Genomic DNA, 19,150 nt, shown 5'->3' with positions numbered 1-19,150 from the left:
GTAGCTAAGCACGGAACCCCGCCGGTGGCCAATCCGGAGGCGCGCCGACCGGCGGCGGCCCACAGAGTTCTCTCAGTGGTACGCCAGTGCCGCATCACGTCGGCCGGGTAGTGTCCGCCGCGAAGGACTGGGACAGGAGAAGGCATGGCGAGCGGACGGAACGGATACCTGCTGGTCGGCGGGATCGCGTCGGTCGGGGCGGGAGCGGTGCACTTCCTGGCCGCCGGGATGCACACCGAGCACGCCACGCTGGCGCGGTTGATGGTGGTGCTGGCCGCGATCCAGTGCGCGACCGGCGTGGCGGTGCTGCTCAGCGCGCGCAAGCCCGTCGTGGCGGCGATGCTGGCGGTGAACGGCTTCGCGGCGGCGGTGTGGGCGTTCACGCGGTTCGCCGATATTCCGTGGATCACCGGGCTGACCGCGGAGGCGCCACAGGTGGCCGACACCGTGTGCGCCGCGCTGGGCGCGCTGGCCGTGCTCGCCGGCGCCGTCGGCCTGCTCCGCCCCACCGCCACCCTGCCCCCACTGAGGTCGGGGATCGCCGCGAGCGCGGTGGGTGTCCTCGCGCTCGCGGCGATGCTCAACGGTGTCGGCCACGTACACAGTCACGGCGACACCGGCGGCGAGCACACCCACGCCGCGGGCGAGGAGCACGGCGACCACGACACCGGCACCGCCTGGCCGCGCCCGTTCGACCCCACCCAGCCGATCGACCTGTCCGGCGTGCCCGGGGTGACCGCCGACCAGCAGCTGCGCGCCACCAACCTGATCCGCAGCACCCTCGACGGCCTGCCCGCCTTCGCCGACGTCACGACCGTCGGCGCGCTGGGCTACCGCTCGATCGGCGACTCCGCCACCGGCTACGAGCACTACATCAACACCGGCTACATCCGCGACGGCAACTTCCTCGACGCGGGCCACCCGGAGTCGCTGGTCTACCGGGTCGACGGCCAGAACCGCACCCTGGTCTCGGCCATGTACATCGCCAACGGCAAGAAGATCGACGACCCGGCGCTGACCGAGTTCGGCGGTTCGCTGATGCAGTGGCACGTGCACGACAACCTGTGCTGGAAGGCGGGCGACAACGGCCCCGTCGTCGCCGGTGTCACCGACGCGGCGGGCAACTGCCCGCCCAACTCGATCAATCCCGGTGCGGGCAACCCGATGGTGCACGTGTGGATCGCCCCGCACCAGTGCGGTCCGTTCGCCGCGCTCGAGGGCCACGGCGCGGGCCAGGCGAGCGCCACCGACGGCCGCCGGACCGACACCTGCGGCGGCCACGACCACGGCGGCGGCCACAAGTAGTACGCCCGCGACGACAGCTCGGCGCGCGTCACGGGCCGTCGTCGGCGCTCAGCTCGGCCGCACCCACCGACGCAACGCGTCGATCGTCGTCTCGGGAGACGTGTTGAAGCAGAACCGGATTCCCGGGGCGAGCTCGGCGGCGACATTGATCAGCCGTTCGAACAGCAGAGTGTGTTCGGGAGCCATCCGCACACCGGCGCCGATCATCGCCACGCCGAAGTCCCCGCCCGCCACGCATTCACGCAACACCGCCTCGGCGGCATCCGGGTCGGCGGGCACCTGGCAGCTCACGAGGTCGAATCCGGCGTCGCGCAACGCCGCTTCGCCCGCCGCGATCCGCGCGGTGAGCGTCGCTTGATCGAGCCCCGGGTAGCGGGTGTAGTCGACGGCGCCGGGATGCAGGCCGATCGACAGGACAGTTTCGGAATGGTGTTGCGCCACCGCGTTCTCCGTTCTCAGCAGATATCCGATGATGCCCAGCCCGGCGAGCACAGCCGCCAGCAGGGCACCGGTTCTCACCATGGCGTGGTGCCCGTCCGGTCGAAGAAACCGCCGGTGACGCCATCGCGGGGCACCGAGGCCAGTTCGACGACGGCGTCGGTGCCCTCGGTGAGGGTCTGGAACCCACTGTGCCCGTTGAGGTCGGTCGCGGTGTAGCCGGGGTTCACGGCATTGACGCGCATGCCGGTCAGGTCGGCGGCGTACATGGTGGTGATCATGTTCAGCGCGGCCTTGGTGGTCGGGTAGCCGAGCGCGGGCGGCAGCAGACCCGCCCACTGCGGGTCGGTGACGGTGGCGATCGAGCCGACCCCGCTGGAGACCATCACGATCCGCGGGTTCTCCGCGCGGCGCAGCAGCGGGAGAAAAGCATGGGTCACCCGGATCGGGCCGAACACATTGGTCTCGAACACTTCCCGCAGTTCGTCGGGACGGGTCTCGCCGGGCGCGGTGTGCGGACCGCCGATGCCCGCGTTGTTGATCAGGACGTCCAGCCGGCCCGCCTCGGCTTGCACCGTGTCCGCGGCGGCGGACACCGAGTCGTCGGAGGTCACGTCCAGTGCGACGAACCGGACGTCGAGCCCGGCCGCGACGAGTTCGGCCGCCGCCGCTTCGCCCTTGGCGGTGTCGCGCGCGGCCAGATATACCCGCCAGCCCGACCCGGCCAGTCTGCGGGCCGCTTCCCGGCCCAGTCCCTTGTTGGCCCCGGTGACCAGGGCGATCGTCTTCGTCATGCCCCCAGATTCGCGCGGCGACCGGCCGCGCTCCAGTGCCGGCGAGCCATAGGACGGGCGATACCAGGGCCTACGAGGCCAGGACCGGCGACCCGGATTCGGCGTGCGCACCGGCGACGCGGATGCCACGCAGCAGCAGGATCGCGGCGATCACCACCACCGGCCCCGGAGTCGGTTCGACGATGACGGCGCACACCACACCCCACCCGAGCACCGCCCACGCGAGGAAGGCGGGCGGCACGATGCCGCGCTGGTCCATCCACACGATGAGCAAGCCGACGAGCAGCAGCGGCCAGCCGAAGCCGGCGGGGTTGGCCCAGAAGCTGTTGGCCGCCGGGGTGTCCTCCCACCAGTGACCCCACAGCTCCAAGGACAGCCATTCGTCGAAGGAGGACGAGCTGAGCAGCAGTCCGATGGCGAGGTGCCCGCCGCCGATGATCGCGAGCACCACCCCCGCCCAGTTGATCATCCGAGTCACCCTCTGTCGCTCCATCACGAACCCCTCAAACCTATACGGAACCGTATAAAGCACAGCATATCGACAACTTATACGGAACCGTATAGATCTGGCGGTATGGCCTGCGGCACAGGCGACACCGGGTGGGATTCGCGGTACCACCCCGTGCTCGAGGACCTGCGGCACCATGGAGAACGTGGACAGAGCGGAATTGGCGGCAGTCCTGCGCAGCGCGCGATCCCGGCTCACCCCGGCCGACGCGGGCCTGCCCGCCGGATCGCGCAGGCAGGTGCCCGGGTTGCGGCGCGAGGAGGTCGCGAGCCTGGCCGGGGTCAGCGTCGACTACATCGTCCGGCTCGAACAGGGGCGCGGCCCCAAACCGTCCAGCCAGGTGCTCGGCGCGCTGACCAGAGCCCTTCGACTGCCCGACGCCGACCGCGATCTCGTCTTCCGGCTCGCCGGTTCCGAACCACCGCAGGCGGGCCGCATTCCGATGCTCATCCGCCCCAGCGTGCAACGCCTGCTCGACCGCCTCACCGATCTCCCGGTGATGGTGCTGTCCGCCAAATCCGATGTGCTGGCCTGGAACCCGCTGTCGGCCGCCCTGTTCGGCGACTTCTCCGCGTACCCGCCCGCGCAGCGCAATGTCTTGTGGCAGCGCTTCCTCGGGACGGCGCCGACGCGGATCGTCATGTCGCCCGACCGCGCCGAGGACACGGCCGCCGCCTGCGTCGGCTCGCTGCGCGCCACCAAGGCCGACTACCCCGACGACCCGGACCTCACCCGGCTGATCACCGAACTACGCACCGGCAGCAAGCATTTCGATCAGCTCTGGCGCACCGGGCGATCCGGCTCGCTCAATACCCTCACCAAGACCATCATCCACCCGGACCTGGGCACCCTCACCCTGGACTGCGACACCATGCTCGTCCCCGACTCCGGCCAGACCATTCTCATCTACTCCGCCGCCCCCGGCACCCCCACCGCGTCCGCCCTGGAACTCCTCCGCGTCACCGGCCTCGAATCCTTCACACCGACAGTCGAATAACCACTGGCCCGCGTTCCGCCCACCCGGCTACCGTGCGTTCCTCGACAAGGAGGAACGATGCGCACGACGACCCTGTGGCGGCCGACCGGTCCCGAGGAGCTGGCCCTGGTCGCCGCCTCCGGGTGGCTGGCCTGGCCGCCCCGGTTGCCCGATCAGCCGATCTTCTACCCGGTCCTCAGCGAGGATTACGCGATCCTGATCGCCCGTGACTGGAACGTCCCGGCCTCCGGCGCGGGCTACGTGACACGCTTCGACGTCCGCACCGACTACCTCGACAACTACGAGGTGCGGCAGGCGGGTGGGCGCGACATTCTCGAATACTGGATCCCGGCCGAGGATCTCGCGGAGTTCAACCACCAGATCGTCGGCACCATCGAGGTGGTCCGGCGGTTCCCCGACGACGCGCCGATCCCCGGCTGACGGCGCTCAGGCGGCTCCGGTGCGCTCGCTCGGGGCCGCCGCCCGGATCGCCGCGACCGCGGCGGCCGGGTCGTCGGCCCAGAAGCCGATGGCGCGCACCGTCACCTCGCCCTGCGGTGTCGAGAAGCGCTGCGGCGCGGTGAGTTCCACGCGGACATTCGTCGAGCTGCCGACCGGGAGAACGAGCAGGTCGGAACCGACGAGCTGCACCGTCTTCGAATCGTCGTGGGCGCGGAGATCGCGGCGGACCGCGGCGACGAGGTGCAGCGGAACGTCGAAGCCGGTGCGGCGCAGGTAGCGCACACGGAGCCGATCCGCGTCGAGCACATGCGGGTACATGTGGTGCGCGGCCAGCATGCCGAGCATCCAGAACAGTCCCCAGACACCGAGCGCCAGCGCGACGATCCGCACCGGCGCCCACGGGATGATCAGGTGCACCGCAGGCACCTCCACCGCACTGACCACGATGAACGCCCACAGCACGGCCGACATCGCCCCCGCGTAGCGAATCGGCGTGCCGCCCCCGAGGTCGGGCCTGCGCGCGACGGCCCGCGCGAGGCTCACCCAGATGTCGATTTCGAGCTGGACGAATCGGCGTCCCAGCCGGATGGCGAGATTCATGACGCCCCCTTTCGCAATACAACTGCATTGTAAAGAGCGCGGGGCCTCGATAGCAATACGACTGCATCGTGAAAAGATGGGCACATGCCGAAACGGGTGGACCACAGCTCGCGCCGGGCGACGATCAGCGACGCCGTCATGCGCCTGCTCGCGCGCGACGGGCTGGAGGCGATCAGCCTGCGCCACGTCGCCGCCGAGGCCGGCGTCTCACCGGGCCAGGTGCAGCACTATTTCCCCAGCAAAGACGCGATGATGGAATTCGCGGCAGGCACCATCGCCCAGCGAATCGCCGCCCGGATCGACACCGCGGGCCCCGACCCCGACCTGCGCCATCTCCTGACCGCCCTGCTCCCCACCGACCCCGACACCACCGCCGACGCCCGCACCCTGATCGGCTACCTGGCCTTCGCCTCGGTCCGCCCCCAGGTCGCCGACACCCTGGCCACCAACGGCCGCGCCTTCCGCGACCACATCGCCACCCTGCTCCCCGACCACCCCGACCCGACCACCGCCGCCGATACGCTGCTGGCCCTGCTCGACGGCCTGGCCCTGCACGCCACCCTCGGCCAGATCACCCCCGAGCACGCCCGCACGGTCCTGCACGCGGCGATCGACGCCGCCGTCGCCGCCCGCTGATCCGCCACGGTCGCGCGCGGCGAACGCTCAAACCGCGCTCTTCGGATCGGCGGCGCGGGTGAGATCCAGCTCGATCGCGAACGGCACGGAGACGCGCAGGCGGTCATGGTGGATTCCGGCGGTCGCCATCTTCGGGACGGTACGTCGGCCATCGGCACGCGCCGATCGATGATCAGCACGCCGGGTTCGAGCCACCTGCATGGACAGCGCCGGTCCGCCCTCGGCGCGGGCGCCGAGGGCGTTGCCTCAAACGGCCGCCCCTGCTTTCCGGGCGCGGAGTTCGGAGACGGCGGCCTCGGTCTCCGCCATCACCAGCTCAGCGTTGATCTGCGCGCCCGCCATGGCGCCCGCCGCCGCGGCCGCGCCGACCTGGGCGGACGGATCGGTGGCATTACCCGCGATCCAGACGCCCGGGACGGTGGTGCGGCCGACGGGGTCGGCGGGGATGTGGTCGCCGGCGCCCGACGGATGCGGTTGCGGAGTCAGGCCGAGGCCGGCGAGGAAGGTGGCGCGGGTGTTCATGCGCGGGCCGACGACCAGCGCGTCGCGGTCGAGCACGGTGCCGTCGGCCAGGCGGACGCCGGTGAGCGTGCCCGCGGCGGACAGCACCTCGGCGACCACACCGTCGACGATCCGGATGTCGCGCGCGGCAAGCTTTTCCGCGTCCTCATCGCTCAGCGGGGCAGCCGTGTGGGTCAGGAAGACGACGTCGTCACTGAGCTGACTGAACAGCAGCGCCTGGTGCACCGACATCGGCCCGCCCGCCAGGATGGCGATGCGCTGGTCACGCACCTCCCAGCCGTGGCAGTAGGGGCAGTGCAGGACACCGTGACCCCACTGTTCGCGCAGACCGGGGATATCGGGGAGTTCGTCGGCGAGGCCGGTCGCGACGAGGACGCGACGAGCGAGCACCGTGCGCCCGCCGTCCAGCGTGACCCGGAACGACTCCGGTCCGGCGCCGTCCGACCCGCCGTCGCGAGGCCCCGGCGGAACCGCGTCCGCGTCGACTCGCTCGACCGCGACGACCGCGCCGGGCACCACCTGCCCGCCGTATCCCCGCACCTCGGCCCGCCCGATCTCGAGCAGCTCGGCGGGCGGCATCCCGTCCCGCGCCAGCAAACCGTGCACCCCCTCGGCCGGGGCGTTGCGGGGCGACCCCGCGTCGATCACGACGACGGATCGCCGGGAGCGGGCCAGCATCAGCGCCCCGTTCAGTCCGGCGGCGCCACCACCGATCACCACCACGTCGTAGGTGTCGTTCAACTCTGTCATCTCGACCTCCTTCGCCGACCACAGTGCCGCCCAGGCCCAGATACTGGCAACGAAATTTGCCGCCGTGGCAAACTGGAGAGCATGGACGACCTCGAACAGACCCTCGATTCGGTCGGCCCCCGCCTGCGCGACCTGCGCAAACGGCGCCGGACCACCCTCGCCGACCTGTCGGCCGAAACCGGCATCTCGGTGAGCACCCTGTCGCGCCTGGAGTCGGGCGACCGCAAACCCACCCTGGAGCTGCTGCTCCCCCTGGCCAAAGCCCACGGCGTCACCCTCGACGAACTCGTCGACGCCCCACCCACCGGCGACCCGCGCATCCACCTGCGCCCGGTCACCCGCCACGGCATGACCATGCTCCCGCTCACCAAACGCGCGGGCGGCATCCAGGCCTTCAAGATGATCATCGCCCCCAACGCCCGCAACCGCCCCGAGGAACCCCAGGTCCACGAGGGCTACGAATGGCTCTACGTCCTCAACGGCCGCCTGCGCCTGATCCTCGGCGACAACGACATCGTCCTCACCCCCGGCGAAGCCGCCGAATTCGACACCCACATCCCCCACTGGTTCGGCGCCGCCGACAACCACCCCGTCGAATTCCTCAGCCTCTTCGGCAAACAGGGCGAACGAGCCCACTTCCGAGCCCGCCCCAAGACCTCCGACTGACCCCGAACGTCGGTTAGTATCCCCCCGAGTAGATCCATGGGGGTGGGCCGGTGTCATTGCTATACAACATAATTCAATCCCGCCTCTGCGGTCCGGCGACCGGTGGTAACACGTGCCACCGTGCCGGCCGAGACGCCTCGGAGGCACTGTGAACAACTTGGCGGTTGACGTATCCCGACTCCAGGGATTCAAGCTCGACCTGCAGGACATCGCGGCGAACGCATCATCGAACGCCGCCCGATTCAATTCCGCGATCGCGTTGCCAGCAGGCGCATCGGGACTCATCGCCAACCTCGCGACGCCACTGGAAAAGTTCCGATCCGCACACGCCGCGGCATTGCAATCCGATACCACCACGATGGACACCCTTGGCACGAACCTGTCGATAGCGGCGACTTCGTACCAATCCACCGACGACCAGACCGCGACTGAGCTGGCCGCGACGACAGATTCCACCGCCGGAAACTCTGGAACGACCGGCAACACCCGATTCGCGGGCCTCCAACTTCCCAGCCTCCCGGATGTTGCCGATGACCAATACACCTTGAAACAACTGGTGACCTCGACCATCGCCCAACTGTCGCCCTACGACGAGCCGTTGAGCGTTGCAATAGGCATCAAACCGACCGAGGAGTACCTCACCCCGCTGCTCGCGGATTGGGAGTCGGTCGAGACCATCGGCAGGCGGATCGCCATGCTCGGCATCAACGACTATGTCGCCTCCCAGAACGTCACCAACGGATCCAACTGGCTGACGTCGGAATGGACCGGCGATGCCGCGCAGTCGTTCACCACCACATCCAGCACCCTCGGACAAACGCTCGGCGTGCGCAGCACCGACCTGGAAAGCACTGCGAAGATCATCGAGAGCGCGGGCGTATGCCTTGAACGTCTCGTCTACAACCAGGCCATGGACCTCAGCAGCAGAGTTCTGCAGGCGGTTGCCTACAAGGAAGCTTCCTTCCCTCTCGGAGCATGGGCAGCACAGGTGAACGACCCTCTACCTGCTGACCTGAAGTCCCAGATCACCACGGGCACAGACGACTTGAAGGCCGCCGCCGAGGCGCGCAAGAACGCGATAACGACCATTATCGACAACACCTCGACCGCCCTCGACTACTCGCCCGGACGAGCCGCACCAGTCTACAACGCAGGCGATTTCGAGGTACCAGACAAAGTGGTTGCTGACCCAGGGAGCAGAAAGTACGGCATCGGGAACACAACTTGGTGGGAAGAAGGCACCGACGACCGCGTCTGACGCTCCGACCATCGGCATCCCACCATGCACCAGTACCCGCGAGACTATATGAAGGACCTCGATGGCACCACAGATCCCACCGATGCCAACCCCGCCCACACCCGATGCAGGTGCAGGCGCCCACGGCTCACAGCCGATCTATAGCCGAGCTGATGACCTCGCATTCTTTACCGTTGCGCTGCGTGCACAAGTTGTCGCAGATGTTGCGGGTTTGACCCACGCAGCGTCCGGCATGCGGCATTACCTCGGCAACTCGGGCGACGACTTCACAATCAGCCCCGACGAGGCTATGAGCGACGTGCCCCGGCTGAAGGCCTATGCCGACAAGGTGGTCACCGATGCCGTACGTCCCATCGCAACTGATCCAGCGAATCACAACAGGACCGTCACCTTCACATCGCCGGATTGGGACGACTTCTCGGTCGGCCAAGCGGAGAGCAATGACTGGTACCTTGCGATGGCATCAGTCGAGATCTGTGCGACGGGTGTAGTCACCACCAAGCCCGCGGAGGGCGGGGGCGATCCGCACATTGCGATGGACTATCAGATTCATTTGTTCGACAAGTACAACTGGGATGGGGGGAAACATGTATACATTCTCAATATCAAGCTCACCGACGAGCGTCTGGGCGCGTTACACACAGCGGGCTTGGCCAAGGAATTCTTGCAGTTCGGAACGTCGACCACGAAGCATTACGAGGGGACACTTCCCTCCGCGGGATCGCTCGATCTCCCGTCCACCGACGTGGGACGTGAGGGCTCTCGTACGGACCCGGGGCGGTGACTGCACCATGACACATGATCGAACCCGATTCCGCCGATGGCTGACAATCGCCGCCATAGGACTTTTCACATCCGGATGCTCTGGCGTGATCGCCGTCGGCGAAATGGAACCACCAGTCGAGTCGACGAACGCCGAGCTCATCACAGAAGCAACCACATTCGCGGCCTGGGTCTTGCCATCCGACGGAAAGGTGTTGCTCGTCAGGAGGGAAAGGCCGGATGGTCTGAAATACTCCGTTGCACTGGAGACCTCACCGGGCGGGTTGGCTCAGATGCTGAAGGACTCCGGCTTCACTACCCCACTTCACAATTGGATGGGTACCGCTTCGGCGGAGACGATCGCCGGACCGCCGCTGACAACGTCACCGCGCATGCAGCGAGGCCAAGACTTCTACCGCTCGCCGGACGGCGACTCGATGATACGCGACGTTCTGATCGACGAGCGGACCAGCGAACTCCGCTTCGTTCACCTGGAGTTTCGCGAGCAATAGGAAGCCGGTGCGGAATCGAGGTTTTGAGGCACTGCAGGCCGAGTTCAACCCTGCAGTGCCGCGATCAGGCCTGGGCTCAAGGCCAGCGGGCAGCGATTCGATCAGCAGATCCACCATGGGAAATGGCATGCGAAGCAAGATAACTCCGCTCGTTGTCGGGATCGGACTCTCGATCGCCGGATGCGCGGACATCGTCCCCACGATCAGCATCGACCCGCCCGTGGAATCGAACAGCCCCGAACTCATCGAGGAAGCAACGGCTTTCGGCGACTGGCAGCTACCGGCCGACGCCAGAGTCCTTCGTGTCAGAAGCGAGAACCTGCGAGACCCGAACTTCAGATTGGCGATCGAGACATCGCCGGACGGCCTGTCCTGGATGCTGGACAAGTCACGATATTCCGAACCGCTCGAGAAGGGGATGCCGGTGCACCCCGAGAAGATCATCGCGGGACCACCTCTGGCAACCTCGCCCAGCGTCAAGGTGTCACAGGATCTCTTCGTTTCACAGGAAGGCGACTCGATGATTCGTGCGGTCGTCGTCGACGAACGCACGCCCGAACTCCGCATCGTCCACCTGCAGTTCCGCGGGCAATAGGAATCGCGCGAAACATCTTCGGGAGTTTCAGAGCGAACTCAGCCCTGTAGTGCCGCGATCAGCGCGGGACTCAGGGCCAGGGCGGGGAGGGATTCGACGAGTAGGTCGACCAATTGTTCTCGGGTGATGGGCTTTTCGGTCATCCAGGTGAGGATTGTTTCCTCGACGAAGGCGATCCAGCCGCGGATGGCCAGGGTGAGGCGGGCGAGGTCGGGGTCGTCGGGGGGAAGTGGGAGTTCGCCGACGATGAGATCGGCGATGGCGCCGCGGGTTTCGTTGACGTAGTCGACCAGGTCGGGTGCGATGCTCGCGGGTCCGCGCAGCACGGAGCGGTAGGACGCGGAGTGCTCGGTGGCGTAGTCGACGAAGCGCTCGATCGAGTCGCGCAGCATGTCGAACAGCGAGAGCTCGCGGTTGGGCGTGACGGCCGCGAAGAACTCGGCGCTCACATGCCGGGCGATCGCCTCGTGGAACTCCTGCTTGGAGGCGAAGTAGTGGAACAGCAGCCCGCGTGAGATGCCCGCCTGCTTGGCGATGTCGTCGACCGAGATGTCCTCGAGCGATCGCTCGGCCAGCATCTCGGCACCGAGGGTGATCAGCTGCAGCCGCCGCTCCTCGGGGCTGAGACGAACCCGCTTGGCCGCTCCCGAACTCGTGATACTCACGTCAATCATCCTAACGCTACTGAATCTGATTCAATAGCTGTTGACTCCCGCTCAATAAGAACGTAGTCTGCATTACATGAGTCGCAAGGTTACAGACAAAGTTGTCGCCGACCGCGGCGCCCGCCACCTCAAGACGATCATCGTCGGCAGTGGGTTCGCGGGCCTCGGAATGGCCATCCGGCTGCGCCAGCAGGGCGCCGAGGATTTCCTCGTCCTGGAGCGCGGCAGCGATGTCGGCGGTACCTGGCGGGACAACACCTACCCCGGCGCCGCGTGCGACGTGCCGTCGCACCTGTACTCCTACTCGTTCGCGCTGAACCCCGACTGGTCGCGCTCGTTCTCCAAGCAGGGCGAGATCCAGGCCTACATCCGTGGCGTCGCCGAGAAGAACAACGTGCTGGACAAGCACCTGTTCGACTGCGATGTGCTCGGTATGCGCTGGAACGCCGAGACCGCCCGCTGGGAGATCACCACCAGTAGGGGCGACTTCACCGCCGACACCGTGGTCTCCGCGGTCGGCGCCCTGTGTGAGCCGTCGCTGCCCGACATCAAGGGCATCAACGAGTTCAAGGGCGAGATCTTCCACTCGGCCCGCTGGGACCACGATGTCGAGCTCGCGGGCAAGCGCGTCGCGGTGATCGGCACCGGCGCCTCGGCCATCCAGATCGTGCCCGCCATCGCGGGCAAGGTCGCCCACCTCGACCTCTACCAGCGCACCGCGCCGTGGCTGCTGCCGCGCATGGATCGCCCGTACTTCCTGCCGGAACGCCTGGCGTTCAAGTACATTCCCGGCGTGCAGCGACTGTCCCGCGCGGCCATCTACGCCGCCCGCGAGACCCAGGTCGTCGGCCTGGCCAAGTACCCCGCGCTGATGAAGATCTTCGAGACCATCTCGCGCGGCAAGCTGCTGGCCGAGGTCCGCGACCCGGTCAAGCGGGCCAAGGTCACCCCGAACTACCGCATCGGCTGCAAGCGCATGCTGATCTCCAACGAGTACTACCCGGCGATCGACCGCGACAACGTCGAGGTGATCACCGAGGGCATCACCGAGGTCAAGGCCGGCTCGATCGTCACCAAGGACGGCACCGAGCGCGAGATCGACGCGCTGATCGTGGCCACCGGCTTCCACGTCACCGACTCGCCCGCCTTCGAGACCATCACCGGCCGCACCGGGCAGACCCTGTCCGAGCAGTTCGACGAGGTCGGCCAGCGCGGCTACAAGGGCTCGACCATCGAGAACTTCCCGAACATGTTCTTCCTGCTCGGCCCGAACGTCGGCCTCGGCCACACCTCGATGGTGTTCATGATCGAGTCGCAGATCAACTACGTCGCCGACGCGCTGGCCACCATCGACAAGCAGGGCCTGCGCACCGTCGAGGTCCGCAAGGACGCGGTCCGCGAGTACAACGCCGAGTTGCAGGCGAAGATGGCCGACAGCGTCTGGATGAACGGCGGCTGCGCCAGCTGGTACCTGGACAAGCACGGCAACAACACCACGCTGTGGCCCGATTTCACCTTCCAGTTCCGTAGGCTGACCAAGAATTTCGATGTCGCTGCCTACGACACGACTTCTTCGACCGACTCCGACACCGAACTGAAAGTGGTGGCAGCACAGTGAGCAATGATGCTTACTTCACGAACAAAGTCTGTGTGATCACGGGCGCGGGCTCCGGCATCGGCCGGGCGCTGGCCGAGAACCTGGCCCGGCGCGGCGCCAAGCTGGCGCTGTCCGACATCGACGCCGAGGGCCTGGCCGAGACCGTGCGCATCGTCGAGGGACTGGGCGCGCAGGTCAAGGCCGACCGGCTCAATGTCGCCGAGCGCGAGGCGTTCCTGCTCTACGCCGACTCGGTGAAGGCGCACTTCGGCGTCGTGCACCAGATCTACAACAACGCGGGCATCGCCTACCACGGTGACGTGGTCAAGACCGACTTCAAAGACATCGAACGCATCATGGACGTCGATTTCTGGGGCGTCGTCAACGGCACCAAGGCGTTCCTGCCGATGCTGATCGAGTCCGGTGACGGCCACGTCGTCAACGTGTCGAGCCTGTTCGGCCTGGTCACCGTGCCCGGCCAGGCGGCCTACAACTCGGCCAAGTTCGCGGTGCGCGGCTTCACCGAGGCGCTGTACCAGGAGATGAAGATCGCCAAGGCGCCGGTCAAGGTCACCTGTGTGCATCCCGGCGGCATCAAGACCGCCGTGGCCCGCAACGCCACCTACGCCGAGGGCATCGACGGCGCCAACACCGCCTCGCTGTTCGACAAGTACCTGGCGATCCACAGCCCGGAGATGGCCGCGCAGACCATCACCGAGGGTGTGCGCAAGGGTCACTCGCGCGTGCTGATCGGCTGGGAGGCCAAGATGCTCGACGTGAGCGTGCGCTTCCTGGCTTCGGGGTACAACCGGATCTCGGCCGTCGTCAACGGCCGCTTCATGCCGCACTGACGCGACTAGGAAACGCCATGCGCGAGTTCACCATCCCGCTGCCGATCGCCCGTGCGGTGCTGGATCCGATCTTCCGGGTCACGCTCAACGCGCGGCTGCCGGTGGCGGTGCAGCGCACCCTGCTCGACGTGGCCTCCGTGCTGCAGCCGATGCCCGACGGTTCCGTCGTGCAGCATCTGCAGCTCGGCGGCCGCCCGGCCGAGCGGGTCATCGCCGAGACCGCCATCCCCGGTTCGCTGACCAGGGCGGTCCCGCCGGAGCGCGCCGCGGGCGCGATCCTGTACCTGCACGGCGGCGGATACGTCGTCGGGTCGCTGGCCACCCACCGCTCGCTGGTCGCGCGGCTGGCCAGGGACAGTTCCTGCGCGGTGTACTCGCTGGACTACCGGCTCGCCCCCGAGCATCCGCTGCCCGCCGGCCTCGACGACGCCGAAGCGGCGTTCCTCGACCTGGTGGAGAACGTCGGCTACCGGCCGGACCAGATCTGCCTCGCCGGTGACTCGGCGGGCGGCGGCCTGGCGCTCGCGCTGGCCCAGCGACTGCTCGAACGGCACCAGATGACGCCCGCCGCGCTGGGCCTCATCGCGCCCTGGGTCGACCCCACCCAGGTGCCGAGCCGCAGCCGCGACCTGGTGATCAACCGGGCGTGGTCGCAGGCGTGCGCCGCCTACTACCTCGGCGACGGCGCCGCAACCGATGCGGGCTACGCTCCGCTCACCGGAAACCTCATCGGACTGCCTCCCACCTACGTGCAGGCCGATGTGAGCGAACTGTTACACGATCAGTGCTGTCAGCTCGTCTCGGCCCTGCGTGGCGCGGGTGTGCACGTCCGCTTCACCGAAACCCGCGGCCTCTGGCATGTCGCGCAACTGCAGGCCGCGCTGGTCACCGAGGCAGCGCTGGCACTCAGCGAACTCGCAGAATTCCTGCGAGAAGCAATCCAGCCAGTTTCGATCGACGATTTACGATAAGTCCTGGTGACAGGATTTTCGGACGGCGATATCGCGGCCCGCCCGAACGTGTCGTAGATTACTGGCGAGTAGAACCCACTGGAAGGGCACTGATGCGAGAGTTCGAAGTTCCGGCTTCCTACACCATCCCGGACGATGCGAACAATTCCGACAACGTCTTCCGCTTCGCCGCGGAGACGCCGAACACGGTGTTGTTCAACGTCCCGAACGGCAGCGGCGGCTGGAACGACGTCACGGCGAAGCAGTTCGAGAAGGCCGTCACCGGCGTCGCCAAGGGCCTGATCGCCTCCGGCATCGAACTCGGCGACCGCGTCGCCATCATGGCAGCCACTCGCTACGAGTGGACCCTGCTGGACTTCGCGATCTGGGCCGCCGGTGGCGTCACCGTCGCGATCTACGACAGCTCGGCCGCCGAGCAGGCCAAGTGGATCCTGCAGGACTCCGAGACCAAGCTGCTGGTCGTCGAGAACGACAAGCACCGCGCCACGATCGACGAGATCGAAGCCGGTTCGCTGCCCGCGCTGGCCGAGACCCTGCAGATCGACAAGGGCGCGATCGAGCAGCTCACCGAGCGTGGCGCCGACCTCGACGACGCCGTCGTGCACGAGCGCCGCAAGCAGGTCGGCGCGGCCTCGCCCGCCACCCTGATCTACACCTCGGGCACCACGGGCAAGCCCAAGGGCGTCCAGCTGACCCACGCGAACCTGTACGCGGAGTCGCGCTCGGGCGGCATCGAGCTGGCCGCCTTCGTCTCCGAGGGCCAGAAGACCCTGCTGTTCCTGCCGCTGGCGCACGTGTTCGCCCGCGCGGTCGCGCTGATCGCCTTCGATTCCAAGGTGATCGTCCGGCACAGCTCGGACTGGACGACCCTGGTGGAGCAGTTCGGCGATTTCAAGCCGGACTTCATCCTCTCGGTGCCGCGCGTGTTCGAGAAGGTCTACAACTCGGCCAAGCAGAAGGCGCACGACGGCGGCAAGGGCAAGATCTTCGACGCCGCCGCCGACACCGCCATCGCCTACAGCGAGGCGCTCGAAAAGGGCGGCCCCGACCTGATCCTGAAGCTGAAGCACTTCGTCTTCGACAAGCTCGTCTACAGCAAGCTGCGCGCCGCGCTCGGTGGTCAGTGCCTGGCCGCCGTGTCCGGTGGCGGCCCGCTGGGCGCGCGCCTCGGCCACTTCTTCCGTGGCGTCGGCGTCACCATCTACGAGGGCTACGGCCTGACCGAGTCCACCGCCGCGTTCAGCGTGAACACCGCGCAGTTCATCCGGGTCGGTTCGGTGGGTCGTCCGATCCAGGGCCACGCGGCCAAGATCGCCGAGGACGGCGAGCTGCTGCTCAAGGGCTCGGTCGTGTTCGGCGGCTACTGGGGCAACCCGGAGGCCACCGCGGACTCGTTCGAGGACGGCTGGTTCAAGACCGGTGACCTCGGCGCCATCGACGCCGACGGCTTCATCACCATCACCGGCCGCAAGAAGGAAATCCTGGTCACCGCGGGCGGCAAGAACGTCTCCCCCGCCGTGCTCGAGGACTCCCTGCGCGCGCACCCGCTGATCAGCCAGGTCATGGTCGTCGGTGACGGCCAGCCCTTCATCGGCGCGCTCATCACCCTCGACCCGGAGGCACTGCCGGGCTGGAAGGAGCGCAACGGCGTCGCCGCCGACACCGCGATCGAGAGCCTGATCGAGAACCCGACGCTGGTCGCCGAGGTGCAGGCCGCGGTCGACGAGACCAACAAGAAGGTCTCCAAGGCCGAGGCGATCAAGAAGATCCGCATCCTCCCGGTCGACTGGACCCAGGAGGGTGGCGAGCTCACCCCGAAGATGTCGCTCAAGCGCGCCGTCGTCATGAAGCAGTACGCGGGCGAGGTCGACAAGATCTACTCGTAATCCCCGTCCGGAAGGCCGGTTGCGTTCGCGCAGCCGGCCTTTCGGCGTTTCAGGCGACGGCCGCGGACCGTTCGCGCAGGACGCGCAGTCCGGCCAGGCCCACCGCGAGATCGGCGGCGATCTCGAACAGAGCCGCGAACCAGGAGAACCCGGTGACGTTCGCGCTGACCGGCGCGTCGACGAAGCTGTCGCTGAGCGGGCCGAACCAATCCGGCAGCAGGTGCACGACGAAAAAGCCCGCCGCGCTGGCGAAGCCGACGACCACCGCGGCCAGCGGGGCCGCGGAGTGCCGCCGGAACACCAGGACGACGACAAGCAGGGCCGCCAGGAGTTGCAGGGTGCCGAGCGCGTTGACCAGGGCCGAGGTGGCGTCCATCCCCCGGCGGAGATGGTCGGCGCCGTGGACGACGAGGGCGACGGCGAACACGGCGGTGGCCGCGCGCAGGGTGGTCTCGGGTGCTGTGGTCTCGGGCATGGGAGCCTCCTGCCGAGGACGGATTCAGTTCTACTACGGAGTGTAGTTTTCACCGGCGGCCGAGGACAGCTGTTCCGTCGTCACAGATCGGTCTCGGCGACGTAGGCTCGCTGACATGGCGTTGTTGCGGGTAGCGGCCGGAATCGCGGCGGCCGCGCTGGTCCTCGGCGTGGCCGAGCTGGTCGCGGTGTTCACCGGTGCGGGCAGCGCGCCCGCGTACGCGCTCGGCGCGACCGTCGTCGACCACACGCCGGACGGCCTGCGCGAGTGGGCGATCCAGAGCTTCGGCCGCAACGACAAGGCCGTGCTGTTCGTGTGCATGGGCGTGGTGGCGGCGGTGGTCGCCGGTCTGGCCGGGTGGCTCGAGCGGGTCACCCGGCCGGTCGGATCGATCGTGTTCGCGGTCTTCGGGGTGGTCGCGGCGGTCATCGGGGCCGGGCGGATCGGCGGAATCAGCGGTGCCCTGCCCGCGCTGATCGGCACCGCGGCAGGGATTCTCGTGTTGCGGGGGCTCGCCCGACGCATCGATGCCATGCCATCACCGCCCGCATCGACGGGCGTGGAACCGGGAGTCGGCCGCGGTGTGGGGCCAGACGACGGCGCCAAGGCGCTCGGCGGCGAATCGCCGGACGGCGCGACCGACCGAGCGCCCGTCGCCGGCGGCGCGATCACAGCCGGTAGCTCGGGCGCGACAGCCACCGGCAGCAGCGCGACCACAGCGGATGCCTCGGGAGAGACAGCCATCGGCCGGGGCGCCACCACGGGCCGGGCTGCGATCGCGGCGGAGGAGTCGCGCGTGGCGGTGACCGCCGGGCGACGGCGGGTGCTGGGCGGGATCGCCGCGACCGGGGTGATGGCGATCGGTGCCGGGCTCGCAGGAAGGTTGCTCGGTGGTGCGCGGACCGATGTGACGGCCGAGCGGTCCACCGTCGAATTGCCCGGTCCCGCAACGCCGCTACCCGAGCTTCCCGCCGACGCGGACCTGCGCGTGCCAGGACTCACGTCGTATCTCACGCCCGCCGACGATTTCTACCGGATCGATACCGCGCTGATCCTTCCCCAGGTCTCCACCGCGGACTGGTCGCTGCGCATCCACGGCATGGTCGACCGCGAAATCCGGCTCACCTGGGACGATCTCGCGCGCCGCACGCCGGTGGAACACCTGGTGACGCTGGCCTGTGTGTCCAATCCGATCAACGGCGATCTGATCGGCAACGCCCGCTGGCTCGGCTACCGCCTCGACGAACTGCTCGCCGAGGCGGGCCCGCACCCCGACGCCGACATGGTGCTCTCGCACAGCAAGGACGGCTGGACGGCGGGCAGTCCGCTGGCCGCGCTCACCGACGGCCGCGACGCGCTGCTGGCGATCGGGATGAACGGCGCTCCACTGCCGGTCCAGCACGGCTACCCGGCGCGACTGGTGGTGCCCGGCCTCTACGGATACGTCTCGGCGACCAAGTGGGTCACCGAGCTCGAGGTGACGCGGTTCGACAGGGCCACCGCCTATTGGACGCGGCGCGGGTGGTCGGCGCAGGGCCCGATCAAGACCGGCACCCGGATCGACACCCCACGCGGGCGCGGCCGGATTCCGCAGGGCCGCACCACGATCGCGGGCGTCGCCTGGGCGCAGCACCGCGGCATCACCGGCGTCGAGGTGCAGATCGACAACGGTGAGTGGCGACCCGCCCGGCTCTCGACCGAGGTCTCGATCGACACGTGGCGCCAGTGGGTCTACGACTGGGACGCCACCACCGGGCCGCACACCATCCGCGCCCGCGCGATCGACAACACCGGGGTGCCGCAGACCGCGGTCGAGCAGGATGTCGTACCGGACGGGGCGACCGGGTACCCGACCGTCACCCTGCAGGTCGCCTGATCGAACGGTTCGTCCCGTCAGCCCTTCGGTCGTCGGCAATTCAGC

General features: G+C 68.0%; 21 protein-coding genes. 14 read left to right on the top strand and 7 right to left on the bottom strand.

Annotated features, from left to right (window positions below; genetic code table 11):
• The first annotated feature begins 144 nt into the window (after positions 1 to 144).
• Positions 145 to 1,305, top strand: coding sequence for a hypothetical protein (locus tag AB0H54_RS06650; protein WP_357343278.1), 1,161 nt, complete (start codon positions 145 to 147; stop codon positions 1,303 to 1,305).
• A gap of 48 nt (positions 1,306 to 1,353) precedes the next feature.
• On the opposite strand, the gene AB0H54_RS06645 is transcribed toward AB0H54_RS06650, so the two are convergent.
• From AB0H54_RS06645 to AB0H54_RS06635, 3 genes are all read right to left on the bottom strand, one after another.
• Positions 1,354 to 1,824 carry a hypothetical protein gene (locus AB0H54_RS06645; protein ID WP_357343275.1) on the bottom strand — a complete coding sequence of 157 codons (471 nt, stop codon included), beginning with the start codon at positions 1,822 to 1,824 and terminating at the stop codon, positions 1,354 to 1,356.
• Positions 1,821 to 2,537, bottom strand: coding sequence for an SDR family NAD(P)-dependent oxidoreductase (locus AB0H54_RS06640; RefSeq protein WP_357343273.1), 717 nt, complete (start codon positions 2,535 to 2,537; stop codon positions 1,821 to 1,823). Before AB0H54_RS06640 ends, AB0H54_RS06645 begins: the two co-directional genes overlap by 4 nt.
• 70 nt (positions 2,538 to 2,607) lie before the next feature.
• Positions 2,608 to 3,006, bottom strand: coding sequence for a DUF6463 family protein (locus AB0H54_RS06635; protein WP_357343271.1), 399 nt, complete (start codon positions 3,004 to 3,006; stop codon positions 2,608 to 2,610).
• Between the two features lie 175 nt (positions 3,007 to 3,181).
• Between AB0H54_RS06635 and AB0H54_RS06630 the strand changes: the two genes are divergently transcribed.
• Together AB0H54_RS06630 and AB0H54_RS06625 are read left to right on the top strand one after the other, a co-directional pair.
• Positions 3,182 to 4,042 (top strand): helix-turn-helix transcriptional regulator, encoded by an 861-nt coding sequence (locus tag AB0H54_RS06630; RefSeq protein ID WP_357343269.1) that lies wholly within the window; start codon positions 3,182 to 3,184, stop codon positions 4,040 to 4,042.
• 57 nt (positions 4,043 to 4,099) lie between these two features.
• Positions 4,100 to 4,462 carry an ADP-ribosylation/crystallin J1 gene (locus AB0H54_RS06625; protein WP_357343267.1) on the top strand — a complete coding sequence of 121 codons (363 nt, stop codon included), beginning with the start codon at positions 4,100 to 4,102 and terminating at the stop codon, positions 4,460 to 4,462.
• 6 nt (positions 4,463 to 4,468) lie between these two features.
• Here AB0H54_RS06625 and AB0H54_RS06620 read toward each other — a convergent pair whose 3' ends face one another.
• Complete coding sequence (locus AB0H54_RS06620) at positions 4,469 to 5,083, bottom strand: hypothetical protein (protein WP_357343265.1); 615 nt, start codon at positions 5,081 to 5,083, stop codon at positions 4,469 to 4,471.
• An 84-nt stretch (positions 5,084 to 5,167) separates the two neighbouring features.
• On the opposite strand from AB0H54_RS06620, the gene AB0H54_RS06615 reads away from it, so the two are divergent.
• A complete protein-coding gene (locus AB0H54_RS06615) occupies positions 5,168 to 5,719 on the top strand; it encodes a TetR/AcrR family transcriptional regulator (protein ID WP_357343263.1) in 552 nt (183 codons plus the stop codon).
• Between the two features lie 246 nt (positions 5,720 to 5,965).
• Here the strand turns inward: AB0H54_RS06615 and AB0H54_RS06610 are convergent, their stop codons facing one another.
• A complete protein-coding gene (locus AB0H54_RS06610) occupies positions 5,966 to 6,991 on the bottom strand; it encodes an NAD(P)/FAD-dependent oxidoreductase (protein WP_357343261.1) in 1,026 nt (341 codons plus the stop codon).
• 81 nt (positions 6,992 to 7,072) lie between these two features.
• Here AB0H54_RS06610 and AB0H54_RS06605 point away from each other — a divergent pair, with 81 nt between their 5' ends.
• From AB0H54_RS06605 to AB0H54_RS06585, 5 genes are all read left to right on the top strand, one after another.
• On the top strand, positions 7,073 to 7,657 hold the full coding sequence (locus AB0H54_RS06605) for an XRE family transcriptional regulator (RefSeq protein WP_357343259.1): 585 nt from the start codon (positions 7,073 to 7,075) through the stop codon (positions 7,655 to 7,657).
• Between the two features lie 148 nt (positions 7,658 to 7,805).
• Positions 7,806 to 8,915, top strand: coding sequence for a type VII secretion target (locus tag AB0H54_RS06600; protein WP_357343257.1), 1,110 nt, complete (start codon positions 7,806 to 7,808; stop codon positions 8,913 to 8,915).
• 61 nt (positions 8,916 to 8,976) lie between these two features.
• Positions 8,977 to 9,699 carry a hypothetical protein gene (locus AB0H54_RS06595; protein WP_357343255.1) on the top strand — a complete coding sequence of 241 codons (723 nt, stop codon included), beginning with the start codon at positions 8,977 to 8,979 and terminating at the stop codon, positions 9,697 to 9,699.
• 85 nt (positions 9,700 to 9,784) lie between these two features.
• The gene (locus AB0H54_RS06590; protein WP_357343253.1) at positions 9,785 to 10,189 is read left to right on the top strand and encodes a hypothetical protein; all 405 of its coding nucleotides are present in this window, start codon (positions 9,785 to 9,787) and stop codon (positions 10,187 to 10,189) included.
• A 127-nt stretch (positions 10,190 to 10,316) separates the two neighbouring features.
• Entirely contained in the window at positions 10,317 to 10,784 is a 468-nt protein-coding gene (locus AB0H54_RS06585; protein WP_357343251.1) for a hypothetical protein, read from the top strand.
• 38 nt (positions 10,785 to 10,822) lie between these two features.
• On the opposite strand, the gene AB0H54_RS06580 is transcribed toward AB0H54_RS06585, so the two are convergent.
• Positions 10,823 to 11,458 (bottom strand): TetR/AcrR family transcriptional regulator, encoded by a 636-nt coding sequence (locus AB0H54_RS06580; RefSeq protein ID WP_357343249.1) that lies wholly within the window; start codon positions 11,456 to 11,458, stop codon positions 10,823 to 10,825.
• A gap of 67 nt (positions 11,459 to 11,525) precedes the next feature.
• Here AB0H54_RS06580 and AB0H54_RS06575 point away from each other — a divergent pair, with 67 nt between their 5' ends.
• From AB0H54_RS06575 to AB0H54_RS06560, 4 genes are all read left to right on the top strand, one after another.
• Positions 11,526 to 13,067, top strand: coding sequence for an NAD(P)/FAD-dependent oxidoreductase (locus AB0H54_RS06575; RefSeq protein WP_357343247.1), 1,542 nt, complete (start codon positions 11,526 to 11,528; stop codon positions 13,065 to 13,067).
• On the top strand, positions 13,064 to 13,897 hold the full coding sequence (locus tag AB0H54_RS06570; protein WP_357343245.1) for an SDR family oxidoreductase: 834 nt from the start codon (positions 13,064 to 13,066) through the stop codon (positions 13,895 to 13,897). The genes AB0H54_RS06575 and AB0H54_RS06570 overlap by 4 nt, the downstream gene beginning before the upstream one ends.
• Positions 13,898 to 13,914: 17 nt before the next feature.
• Positions 13,915 to 14,868: an alpha/beta hydrolase gene (locus tag AB0H54_RS06565; protein WP_357343243.1), complete on the top strand. Its 954-nt coding sequence runs from the start codon at positions 13,915 to 13,917 to the stop codon at positions 14,866 to 14,868.
• 92 nt (positions 14,869 to 14,960) lie between these two features.
• The gene (locus tag AB0H54_RS06560) at positions 14,961 to 16,754 is read left to right on the top strand and encodes a long-chain fatty acid--CoA ligase (RefSeq protein WP_357343241.1); all 1,794 of its coding nucleotides are present in this window, start codon (positions 14,961 to 14,963) and stop codon (positions 16,752 to 16,754) included.
• 49 nt (positions 16,755 to 16,803) lie between these two features.
• Here AB0H54_RS06560 and AB0H54_RS06555 read toward each other — a convergent pair whose 3' ends face one another.
• Positions 16,804 to 17,229 (bottom strand): hypothetical protein, encoded by a 426-nt coding sequence (locus AB0H54_RS06555; RefSeq protein ID WP_357343239.1) that lies wholly within the window; start codon positions 17,227 to 17,229, stop codon positions 16,804 to 16,806.
• Between the two features lie 115 nt (positions 17,230 to 17,344).
• On the opposite strand from AB0H54_RS06555, the gene AB0H54_RS06550 reads away from it, so the two are divergent.
• A complete protein-coding gene (locus AB0H54_RS06550; RefSeq protein ID WP_357343237.1) occupies positions 17,345 to 19,105 on the top strand; it encodes a molybdopterin-dependent oxidoreductase in 1,761 nt (586 codons plus the stop codon).
• Positions 19,106 to 19,150 lie beyond the last annotated feature (45 nt).

Source organism: Nocardia sp. NPDC050718 (genome assembly GCF_040654235.1).
Taxonomy (GTDB): Bacteria; Actinomycetota; Actinomycetes; order Mycobacteriales; family Mycobacteriaceae; genus Nocardia.
The sequence above is the reverse complement of the archived record's forward strand: the minus strand, read 5'-3'. Positions and strand labels throughout refer to the sequence as shown.

Excerpts from the sequence above, each read along its gene's own strand:
- AB0H54_RS06650 (WP_357343278.1), top strand. The coding sequence starts at position 145 with ATGGCGAGCGGACGGAACGGATACCTGCTGGTCGGCGGGATCGCGTCG.
- AB0H54_RS06640 (WP_357343273.1), bottom strand. The coding sequence starts at position 2,537 with ATGACGAAGACGATCGCCCTGGTCACCGGGGCCAACAAGGGACTGGGC.
- AB0H54_RS06635 (WP_357343271.1), bottom strand. The coding sequence starts at position 3,006 with ATGATCAACTGGGCGGGGGTGGTGCTCGCGATCATCGGCGGCGGGCAC.
- AB0H54_RS06630 (WP_357343269.1), top strand. The coding sequence starts at position 3,182 with ATGGAGAACGTGGACAGAGCGGAATTGGCGGCAGTCCTGCGCAGCGCG.
- AB0H54_RS06625 (WP_357343267.1), top strand. The coding sequence starts at position 4,100 with ATGCGCACGACGACCCTGTGGCGGCCGACCGGTCCCGAGGAGCTGGCC.
- AB0H54_RS06620 (WP_357343265.1), bottom strand. The coding sequence starts at position 5,083 with ATGAATCTCGCCATCCGGCTGGGACGCCGATTCGTCCAGCTCGAAATC.
- AB0H54_RS06615 (WP_357343263.1), top strand. The coding sequence starts at position 5,168 with ATGCCGAAACGGGTGGACCACAGCTCGCGCCGGGCGACGATCAGCGAC.
- AB0H54_RS06610 (WP_357343261.1), bottom strand. The coding sequence starts at position 6,991 with ATGACAGAGTTGAACGACACCTACGACGTGGTGGTGATCGGTGGTGGC.
- AB0H54_RS06605 (WP_357343259.1), top strand. The coding sequence starts at position 7,073 with ATGGACGACCTCGAACAGACCCTCGATTCGGTCGGCCCCCGCCTGCGC.
- AB0H54_RS06595 (WP_357343255.1), top strand. The coding sequence starts at position 8,977 with ATGGCACCACAGATCCCACCGATGCCAACCCCGCCCACACCCGATGCA.
- AB0H54_RS06585 (WP_357343251.1), top strand. The coding sequence starts at position 10,317 with ATGCGAAGCAAGATAACTCCGCTCGTTGTCGGGATCGGACTCTCGATC.
- AB0H54_RS06580 (WP_357343249.1), bottom strand. The coding sequence starts at position 11,458 with ATGATTGACGTGAGTATCACGAGTTCGGGAGCGGCCAAGCGGGTTCGT.
- AB0H54_RS06575 (WP_357343247.1), top strand. The coding sequence starts at position 11,526 with ATGAGTCGCAAGGTTACAGACAAAGTTGTCGCCGACCGCGGCGCCCGC.
- AB0H54_RS06565 (WP_357343243.1), top strand. The coding sequence starts at position 13,915 with ATGCGCGAGTTCACCATCCCGCTGCCGATCGCCCGTGCGGTGCTGGAT.
- AB0H54_RS06560 (WP_357343241.1), top strand. The coding sequence starts at position 14,961 with ATGCGAGAGTTCGAAGTTCCGGCTTCCTACACCATCCCGGACGATGCG.
- AB0H54_RS06555 (WP_357343239.1), bottom strand. The coding sequence starts at position 17,229 with ATGCCCGAGACCACAGCACCCGAGACCACCCTGCGCGCGGCCACCGCC.
- AB0H54_RS06550 (WP_357343237.1), top strand. The coding sequence starts at position 17,345 with ATGGCGTTGTTGCGGGTAGCGGCCGGAATCGCGGCGGCCGCGCTGGTC.